The 3,245-nt window shown below is 59.2% G+C and carries 3 protein-coding genes and 1 pseudogene; 1 reads left to right on the top strand and 3 read right to left on the bottom strand.

Translation table 11 applies throughout. The features are described from left to right. From cimA to F8J34_RS00815, 3 genes are all read right to left on the bottom strand, one after another. On the bottom strand, positions 1-1,255 hold a 1,255-nt coding region (gene cimA, locus F8J34_RS00805), incomplete at its 3' end, for a citramalate synthase (protein WP_297055388.1). Continuing rightward, entirely contained in the window at positions 1,252-2,481 is a 1,230-nt protein-coding gene (locus tag F8J34_RS00810) for an aspartate kinase (RefSeq protein WP_297055391.1), read from the bottom strand. The genes cimA and F8J34_RS00810, both read right to left, overlap by 4 nt. A 3-nt stretch (positions 2,482-2,484) precedes the next feature. Continuing rightward, positions 2,485-2,790, bottom strand: a complete 306-nt coding sequence (locus F8J34_RS00815; RefSeq protein ID WP_297055393.1) for a DnaJ domain-containing protein — start codon at positions 2,788-2,790, stop codon at positions 2,485-2,487. 22 nt (positions 2,791-2,812) lie between these two features. On the opposite strand from F8J34_RS00815, the pseudogene F8J34_RS00820 reads away from it, so the two are divergent. Then, positions 2,813-3,245, top strand: a pseudogene (locus tag F8J34_RS00820) (hypothetical protein); the annotation flags it as partial.

Consider the following 3,245-nt stretch of genomic DNA (forward strand, 5'->3'; position numbering starts at 1 on the left):
CCACAACCGGAGGGCCTTCCCGGCTGGGGCGCAGATCCAGGACCCGATACCCCAGAAGCTCGAAATACTGTTTGGGTTCTCCCAGCAGACGATAAATCAAAAGCTCCAGCGAGGCCTCCGCCGCCTCGAATTCGTAACCCTCGGCTTCCCGCTTCTTGACCTCCTCCACGATCTTGGCCACCACCGGATCCTCCGGAGAAAGCTCGATCCCGAACTGCCGAGCCTTATAGACGATGTTAGATCGCCCGGAGAGGTCCGAGACCAGCACCCGTCGGGTATTTCCCACCCATTCCGGATCGATATGTTCGTAGGTACGGGGATGGCGAAGAATGGCGGAAACATGCACCCCGCCCTTATGGGCAAAAGCGCTCCGGCCCACGTACGGGAGATGGCGCGGGTGCGGTACATTGGCCACCTCGGAAACAAAACGGGAAACCTCGGTCAGGCGGGTGAGATTCTTACCGGCCTCGCATTCAAAGCCCATCTTGAGAACCAGATTGGGAATAATGGAACAGAGATTGGCGTTCCCGCAGCGTTCGCCCACCCCGTTGATGGTCCCCTGGACCTGAATCGCTCCCTCGAGCACCGCAGCCAGACTATTGGCCACCGCACAATCGGAATCGTTGTGAGCATGGATCCCCAGGGGGACCTTTTTCCCCAGGCGCTTTCGGACCTCGCGCAGGATCTCCACCAGTTCGTGCGGCAGGGTCCCTCCGTTGGTATCGCAGAGCACCAGCACATCGGCCCCGGCTTCCCGGGCCCGTCTGAGGGTCTCCACCGCGTAATCGGCATCCTCCTTGAATCCATCGAAAAAGTGTTCGGCATCGTAAAAGAGTTTCTCCACGTGAGGCCTCAGAAACCGCACCGAAGCCTCGATGATTTCCAGGTTCCGTTCCAGGGTGGTCTTTAAGGCCTCCTTGACGTGAATGGTCCAGGACTTGCCGAAGATGGTCATCACCGGGGTCTTGGCCTCCAGCAGGGCCAGAAGATTCTCGTCCAGATGGGCCTCCTTACGGGGATGATGGGTGCTTCCGAAGGCCGCAATTCGGGCATGGCGCAGATGATAATCACGGATCTCCTTGAAAAAACGGGCATCTTTGGGATTGGAGCCGGGCCACCCACCCTCGATATAATCAATCCCCAATTCGTCCAGCTTAAGGGCCACCCGGATCTTATCCTCTACCGAAAGGTTGAACTCTTCGGCCTGAGTACCGTCGCGCAGGGTGGTATCATAGATCTCTACCCTACGTTTCATTTTTCTTCCTCCGGGGGCTGGTCCAGGCCAAAGGCCTCGTGCAGGGCCCGAACGGCGAGTTCGGTATATTTTTCGTCGATGACACAGGAAACCTTGATCTCGGAGGTGGAAATCATCTGGATATTTATCCCGTGCCGGGCCAGGGTTTCAAACATCCGGGAAGCCACCCCGGCATGCGTGCGCATCCCGGCCCCCACAATGGAAACTTTGGCTATGTTTTCCGCGCTTTCCACCCGTTCGGCCCCGATCTCCCGGGCGATTTCCTCGACGATACGCACCGCCTCGCGCAAAGTGGTGCGGGGTACGGTGAAGGTCAGATCCGCCCTTCCGTCGGGACGAGCGGTCTGGATGATCATATCCACCAGGATGCCTCGCTCGGCGATGGGGCCAAAGATACGGGCGGCTATCCCGGGCTGATCCGGTACTCCGTAGAGACTGATGCGGGCCTCGTTGCGGTTGTAGGTTACACCCGAAACCAGTACCTTTTCCATCTCTTCATCCTCCTCGGTGATAATGGTCCCCGGGGCATCGGAGAAAGAAGAACGCACATGAAGGGGCACCTTATAGATCATGGCAAATTCCACCGCCCGGATTTCTAGCACCTTGGCCCCGGCACTGGCCAGCTCCAGCATCTCCTCGTAAGAAATCTTTTCTATCTTTCGGGCCCGGGAAACAATGCGGGGGTCGGCGGTAAAGACCCCCTCCACATCGGTAAAGATTTCGCAGAGATCCGCCCCCAGGGCGGCCGCAAGGGCCACCGCGGTGGTATCCGACCCCCCTCGGCCCAGAGTGGTGATATCCCCGTTCTCGGTCACCCCCTGGAATCCGGCCACTACGACTATCTCGCCCCGAGAAAGGGCCTCGCGGAGTTTCCCGGTGGGGATGTCTTTGATCCGGGCCCGGGTATGCAGGTCGTCGGTAAGAATGGGAATCTGATGCGCCAGAAGAGCCCGGGCCGGATACCCCATGGATTTGAGCGTAATGGCCAGGAGGGCCGAGGTCACCTGCTCCCCGGTGGACACCAGCATGTCCAGCTCCCGGGGAGAGGGATCCGGGGTGAGCTCATAGGCCAGAGAGAGGAGGCGATCGGTCTCTCCGGCCATGGCCGAAACCACCACCACCAGATCATGCCCCTGATCCCGATACCGGGCCACCCTTCGGGCCACCCGCCGAATCCGTTCCAGATCCCCTACCGAGGTTCCTCCAAATTTCTGAACAATGAGCATCCGCTATTCCTCCCGGGCCTTTTTTCCGCTCCACACCGGATCTTCTCCGAAGTGAAGAAACCACCATTCCTCGGCATCCGCCCCCTGATCGTTAGGGGCCAGCTCGATACGATAATGTTCACAGTAATCCATGAGAAGCCGGTAGGCCTCGTTCAGGGCCTTCATCTTTTCCGCATCCCCGGCCCGATCCGGATGATAACGGGCCGCCAGTTTACGATATCGTTCCCGGATCTCCGCCCGGCTGGTCTGCCGGGGCAGTCCGAGCAGGCGTCGTGCCTTTTCCAGCTGGCGCCACTTGTGAGGAAACATAGTGGATTTAGAATAATCTCAAATGAAAAAGATTCAATCACCCACCTTTTCCGTACTGACCCTGGGGTGCAAAGTAAACCAGGTGGAGGGGGCCTATCTTCGGGAGACCCTGGAGGCCCTCGGCGGCAGAGAAGTGGCCCTGGAGGCCCGTCCTCGCCTGGTGGTAGTAAATACCTGTGCGGTAACCTCCAGGGCGGCCTACGAAGGTCGCAAGCTTCTGAGGAAGGCCCTTTCCGCCGGGGCCGAACTGGTAATCGTCACCGGTTGTTATGCCCAGATAGCCCCGGAGGAGATCCTCCGGGCCGGGCAGAAGAGGCCTCTGGTGCTGGGGCAGGCGGAAAAGTTTAGGCTCGGCGAAATTCTTGACTCCCACCCGCTGGAAACCCTGCGCGGGGAGATCCTGGTAGGTCCGTTGGAAAACCTAAGGAAGGCCCATCCCCTGTCTCTTATACACA

This window comes from Thermosulfurimonas sp., assembly GCF_015491435.1.
GTDB lineage: Bacteria > Desulfobacterota > Thermodesulfobacteria > Thermodesulfobacteriales > Thermodesulfobacteriaceae > Thermosulfurimonas_A.

Coding starts and splice junctions, on each gene's coding strand:
- F8J34_RS00810 (WP_297055391.1), bottom strand. CDS start 2,481: ATGCTCATTGTTCAGAAATTTGGAGGAACCTCGGTAGGGGATCTGGAA.
- F8J34_RS00815 (WP_297055393.1), bottom strand. CDS start 2,790: ATGTTTCCTCACAAGTGGCGCCAGCTGGAAAAGGCACGACGCCTGCTC.